At 73.6% G+C, this 6,029-nt stretch carries 4 protein-coding genes; all 4 read left to right on the plus strand.

The window, feature by feature from the left end; genetic code table 11:
- Positions 1-92: 92 nt before the first annotated feature.
- The 4 genes from ACSW7Y_RS15640 (at position 93) to ACSW7Y_RS15655 (ending at position 5,943) form a co-directional block, all read left to right on the plus strand.
- Positions 93-1,112, plus strand: coding sequence for a sugar phosphate isomerase/epimerase family protein (locus tag ACSW7Y_RS15640; protein ID WP_438127164.1), 1,020 nt, complete (start codon positions 93-95; stop codon positions 1,110-1,112).
- A gap of 153 nt (positions 1,113-1,265) precedes the next feature.
- Entirely contained in the window at positions 1,266-2,258 is a 993-nt protein-coding gene (locus tag ACSW7Y_RS15645; protein WP_438127165.1) for an AAA family ATPase, read from the plus strand.
- Positions 2,258-3,589, plus strand: a complete 1,332-nt coding sequence (locus ACSW7Y_RS15650) for a DUF58 domain-containing protein (RefSeq protein WP_438127166.1) — start codon at positions 2,258-2,260, stop codon at positions 3,587-3,589. Before ACSW7Y_RS15645 ends, ACSW7Y_RS15650 begins: the two co-directional genes overlap by 1 nt.
- On the plus strand, positions 3,586-5,943 hold the full coding sequence (locus tag ACSW7Y_RS15655; protein WP_438127167.1) for a transglutaminaseTgpA domain-containing protein: 2,358 nt from the start codon (positions 3,586-3,588) through the stop codon (positions 5,941-5,943). The genes ACSW7Y_RS15650 and ACSW7Y_RS15655 overlap by 4 nt, the downstream gene beginning before the upstream one ends.
- Positions 5,944-6,029: the final 86 nt, after the last annotated feature.

The following is a 6,029-nucleotide window of genomic DNA, read 5'->3' on the forward strand; positions in this document are numbered from 1 at the left end:
GTCCACAACATGGAGGTCCTCGACGCGGTGGCACGCTCCGCCGCAGCCGGCGGAGCCACCGTCGACGTCCCCACCACCGAAGGAGCGCTCGCATGAAGCTCGGTCTCTACGACGCGATCTTCCACGACCGGCCGCTCGCCGACGCCCTGACGGCGATCGCGGGCAACGGCCTCACCGGCATCGAACTCAACACCGGCGGGTTCCTGCCCCCGGTGCACGTTCCGGACATCGACGCGATCCTCGAGGACGACGCCGCACGCGACGCCTTCGTCGCGCAGTTCGAGGGCACCGGGGTCGAGATCGCCGGACTCAACTGCAACGGCAACCCCCTGCACCCGGACCCCGCGATCGGACCGGCACACGCCGAGGACATCCGTCGGAGCATCCTGCTCGCAGCCCGCCTCGGGCAGACCCGCGTCGTCACCATGTCGGGCCTCCCGGCCGGTGAGCCGGGCGGGCGTCGACCGAACTGGATCGTCAACGCGTGGAACTCCGCCGCCCTCGACGTCCTCGAGCACCAGTGGTCCGTGGCCGTGCCGTTCTGGCAGGGGATCGACGCACTCGCACGGGAGCACGGTGTGCGGGTCGCGCTGGAACTGCACCCGCAGAACCTCGTCTTCAACCCCGCGTCGGTCCGCGAGCTCGTCGAGCGGGGCGGGCTGACGAACATCGGCGTGGAACTCGACGCGAGCCACCTGTTCTGGCAGCAGATGGACCCTGTGGCCGTCGTCCGCGACCTCGGCCCGCTCGTCTTCCACGCCGCCGCGAAGGACGTCCGCGTCAACCCCCACGCCGCGATCAACGGTGTGCTCGACAACTCCTTCCGTCGCCTGTCACCCGACGAGGAACGCACGAACCTCGGGGGCGACGAGTGGGCGAACGAGTGGCCGAAGCCCTCGGCGTGGGACTTCGTCGCGCTCGGCAAGGGCCACGACGTCGCCTACTGGAGCGAGTTCCTCGCCGCGCTGCACGAGGTCGACCCGGACATGTGGGTCAACATCGAGCACGAGGACACCGAGCTCGGGCGCGAGGAGGGCGTGGCCGTGGCGGCGCGCGTCCTGACGGCGGCGGACGCGGCGCTGGCGGCGCGCGTCCGGGACGCGACCGGTTGACGGACTGGAGGCGCGTCACCAGCTGGTGCCGTGCCTCCCGTCCGCCCGTCACCACGTCGAGAGCGGCGGGTCACGTCGGTGACGCATCCTCCGGTAGCTGTCACCGGGCCGTTGTAGCATGCACGACACCTGTCCCGAGCCGAGGAGGCCTGCGTGCCGGAACCGACCGCCCCAGCCGTCCCGCTCGAGCACGTCCGTGATGCGGGCGCCGCGATCGTCGCGGCCGTCTCGACCGTCGTGGACGGCAAGACCGACGCGATCCGGACAGCGCTGACGGTGATGCTCGCCGAGGGACACCTCCTCGTCGAGGACGTCCCCGGTGTCGGCAAGACGGTGCTCGCCAAGGCGCTCGGTGCGTCGGTCGGCGGGTCCGTCAACCGCATCCAGTTCACGTCCGACATGCTCCCCTCGGACGTCACCGGCGTGAACGTCTTCGACCAGTCGTCGGGCACCTTCCGGTTCTCGCCCGGCCCCGTCTTCGCGAACGTCGTCATCGGTGACGAGATCAACCGGACCAGCCCGAAGACGCAGTCGGCCCTGCTCGAGGCCATGGCCGAGGCGCAGGTCACCGTCGACGGCGTGACGCGGCCGCTCGAATCGCCGTTCATGATCGTCGCGACCCAGAACCCGATCGACATGGAGGGCACGTACCCGCTGCCCGAGGCCCAGCGCGACCGCTTCACCGCGCGGATCGCGATGGGGTACCCGAGCCTGGACGCCGAGCGGCAGATGCTCGCGAACCGCGGCGGCCGCGACCCCCTCTCCGCCCTCCGTCCGATCGTCGACGTCGCGACGCTGCGGGGCATGATCGCCGCCGTTCGCGAGGTCCACGTCTCGGCCGACGTCGAGGCCTACATCGTGGCGATCGTCCGCGCGACGCGCCACCACCCGGACCTCGTCCTCGGGGCGAGCCCCCGTGCGACCCTCCACCTGGCGCAGGCCGCCCGGGCGCACGCCGCGCTCCTCGGGCGGCCCTTCGTCACGCCGGACGACGTCGCCGCGCTCGCGCCGATCGTGCTCGCGCACCGGCTGGTGCCCGTCGCCCGCGGCCTCGGCGGATCCGGTGACGACACCGTGCGGGACATCGTGGTCCGGATCGTCTCGGACACCAGCGTGCCGTTCACCGCCACCCCCGTCCGGTCCTGATGTCCTCGTCCGCGGCGCCCTCGTCGCTCGCCCGACGGGCGGGAGCGGCGCGCTCGGTCGCCGTGCGGTACGGGCGCCGGGGTCTGGCCCTCGCACGGCGGACGCCGTTCCCGCGCCCGACCGTCCGGGGCTGGACGCTGCTCGCGGTGGGCATCGGCCTCGTTGGCGGCGGCCTGGTCGGAAGCACGAGCGTCGCCGTCTCCGCAGGGCTGCTGCTGCTCGTCCTCCTCGTGTGCGGCACGGTCATGGCGTTCGTCGTGGCGGCACCGCTCCGCGGACGTCGGAGTGCGGCTCGGGCCGTCGTCCAGGTCGGCGAGGTCTACCGCGAGCGGGTCACCCTGCAGCGCACCGGTCTCCGGTTCGGGCCGCGGTCCACCCTGCTCGTGCGTGAACGGCTCGACGACGTCTTCGCGAGCGTTTCCGACGCCGAGACGTACGCGACGGTCGGGCCCCGGACCCAGCCGGCCGTCCTCGACGTCGAGGCCCTGGCGATGCGCCGCGGGCGCGGACTGGTCGGGCCGGTCACGATCCGCGTCGAGGACCCGTTCGGGCTCCTGCGCATCGACCGACCCGTGGTCCGCGCGGAGGAGGTGGTCGTGGTCCCCGCGTCGACGCCGCTCACCGCCATCGACACCGGTGCGCTCGCCGGAGCGGTGTCCGCCGACGAGGGCCGGGTCGGGCAGGGCGGTTCCGCGGACGACAGCGAGCTCCGCCCGTACCGACCGGGCGACCCGATCCGGCGTGTGCACTGGGGGCAGAGCGCGCGACGCGGCGAACTGCACGTCCGCCAGACCACCCAGGCGCAACCGCCGGAGGCCGTGATCGCGCTCGACGTGCGACGCGAGTCCTACCAGTCCCTCAGCCGCGACGACCTCGCCGAACTCTCCGACCTCGGCGGCGACGCGGCGTTCGAGCACGCGGTCGTCGTCGCGGCGAGCGTCGCCCGCGCCCTCGCCGCCCGGACGTCCCGCGTCGTCCTCGTGAGCGACGACCCGGAGGGCATCACCCGGCACGCCGGTGACGCCGGGGGGTTGACCGACGTCCTGGTCGGCCTGGCCGACGTGCAGGTGCGTTCCGACGCACGCGAGGTCACCGAGGTCCTGCCCGACGTCCGGGGCCGTGACGTCCACGGCATGACCGCGGTCGTTACCGGTCGGTGCACCGCGGAGCAGGCCGCCGAGCTCGTCTCCGCCACGATCGGGTCCAGCCGGGGCATCCTCGCGACGATCGTGCCGCCGGAGCCCGTCGTCCGCGGCATCCTCGACCGTGGCGGGTGGCGCACGCTCGTCGTGCCGGTCGCCGGTGCGTCCGCGCCCGGGAGCATCCGGTGACCGGGACGCAGGCGCCCGTCCGTCGGCGCGGGGTGGACGTCCACGAGATCCTCGACCGCCCCGACGACCAGCGCGACACCCCGAGCGCGTGGATCACCGTCCTGGCGCCCGTGCCGGTGTTGATCGCCGCGCTCGCCCTGCGCCCGCTCGTGCAGGGCATCGCCTGGTGGGTCGGCGGCGTCGTGGCCGCCGCGGTCCTCGTCGCCGTGGTGCTCGCCGTGCGTCGGCGCGCACCCGGCGTACGGTTCGTGGCGCTCGTCGCCGCCGTGATCGCCTGCTCGTGCGCCGCGGCGCTCGTGAACGACGTGCAACCCCTCGGGTGGCTCGACCGGGACGGGGCCCTCGGGGAGACGATCGCGGCGATCCGTCTGAACCCCGCGCCGCTGCCGCAGACCGACGCGATCCGACTCATCGTCATCGTCGCGATCGCCTGGGTCGCCGCGGTGTCGCTCTTCCTCGCCGCCGTCGCACCGACCGCTGCCCTCGCCGCGACCCCCGCGCTCGTCATCCTCATCGTCCCGGGCATCATCACGGGGACGCCTGCGGGGCCGGTGCTCGTGGTGCTCACGGCCGTGGCGTTCCTCGCGATCCTGTGGTTGTCCGTCCGACCCGTGCAACGCGCGCTGCCCGCAGCGGTCGTCGGCGCGATCGGCCTCGTCGTCGCGGTCGGGCTGCCGTCGGTGATCCCGCTCAACGCGAGTTGGCTCTCCGGCGTGACGGGCGCGATCCAGTCGCCGATCCAGCCGGGCCGGCCCGGCACGCTGCTCAACCTCGGACAGGACCTCCGTCGGCCGAACGCACTCGAGGTGTTCCGGTACCGGTCGTCCGACGGACAGCCGGAGTACCTCAAGCTCGCGGACCTCGACGAGTTCGGCAGCGGCGACTGGGTACCGACGGTGACCGATGCGAGCCAGTCCGAGACGGCCGACCAGCAGCAGTGGGCCGTCGGCGTGAACCCGCGGCTCTCCACCCGCGGCGACGTCACGATCCGGATCACCGGGCTGTCGAGCAACTACCTGCCCGTGCCGTCGGGCGCGGTGTCCGTGCAGGCGCGCTCGACGAACCTCGACCTGCAGCAGTGGCGGTGGATGGGGCAGTCGAACACCCTTCGGTCCACCGGTCAGGCCACGCCGCGCGGCGCCACCTACGAGGTCTACGGCGCCTCGACCTTCGCGAACGAGTACCTCGACGCCTTCGCCCGGACGGGCATGCTCGCACGCGTCGACGGGCGCGGTTTCGCCCGACCGTCGGAGGAACAGCTCCGGACCGACCTCGCGCTGCCGAAGGACCTGCCGAAGGACATCGCGTCCACGGCGGCACGGGTCGCAGCCGGAGCCGGCAACGACTACGAAGAAGCACGTGCCCTGGAGCGCTGGTTCCGGAGCGACCTCTTCACCTACTCCGAGACCGCCCCGGTCGAGCAGGGCTACGACGGCGACAGCATGGACGTCATCGACACCTTCCTCCGGGTGCGGGAGGGGTACTGCGTGCACTTCTCCTCCGCCATGGCGGTGATGGCCCGCACGCTCGGGATCCCGTCCCGCATCGCGGTCGGGTACCGCGCCGGCACGGACCAGGCCGACGGTGAGTACACGGTGTCGAACCGGCAGCTGCACTCCTGGCCGGAGCTGTACATCAAGGGCGCCGGGTGGGTCGCGTTCGAGCCGACGCCCGACTCCGACGAGGCCGCGCAGTCCTCGACCGAACCCTCTGCGTCGGCGACACCCGGGACGCCGGACACGCCGCTCCCGGCGCCGGACCGCTCAACGCCCGCCGAGACGGAGCCCTCGGCCACCCCGTCCGCCTCGGCGGCGCCGGGTGCCGCGGCCACGTCGGGAACCGGCGGCGGGAACGGCGCACTCGGCATCGCTGCGGGCATCGTGATCGCGGTCGCGCTCCTGCTCGCACCGGGCGTCGTGCGCGCACTCCGTCGGCGGTCGCGGCTCGCGGCGGTACGGTCAGGACGTTCCCCGGCGGCTGCTGCGTGGCGGGAGCTCCTCGACGACGTCGCCGATCACGGCTACGCGCCGGGCCTGGCGCCACCGGGCGACGCCGCGGCCGCTGCGCGCACGGCCCGCGCCGTGCTCGGCCGGCTCCGTGCGGGTCTGCCACCGGACGCCGTGCCGGTGCTCGACCGGGTGGTCGACGCCGTCGACCACGAGCGCTTCGGAGCGAACGGGGCTGGTGCGACCGACCGGGTCGCGCTCGAGGACGCCGTCCGGGAGGCCCGTGGCGCGCTGGACGCATCGGTGTCCGCCGGACGTCGGGTGCGGTCGCGGGTGCTGCCGCCGAGCCTGTTGCCCTCGTCGGCGTGGTCGCACGAGGGGCGTCGGTCGCGCCGGAGCCCGGCGTAGGGCGTCATCGCGCGGAGCGGAGCTGGCGCGGTCGTCACCGCGCGGTTCGTGCGAGGTCACCGCGCGGTTCGTGCGAGGTTCCGCAC

Source organism: Curtobacterium flaccumfaciens, assembly GCF_051548005.1.
Classification (GTDB): Bacteria; Actinomycetota; Actinomycetes; order Actinomycetales; family Microbacteriaceae; genus Curtobacterium.

What these genes read in the sequence shown, in the direction of transcription:
- ACSW7Y_RS15640 (WP_438127164.1), top strand. Translation starts at nt 93, where the DNA reads ATGAAGCTCGGTCTCTACGACGCGATCTTCCACGACCGGCCGCTCGCC.
- ACSW7Y_RS15650 (WP_438127166.1), top strand. Translation starts at nt 2,258, where the DNA reads ATGTCCTCGTCCGCGGCGCCCTCGTCGCTCGCCCGACGGGCGGGAGCG.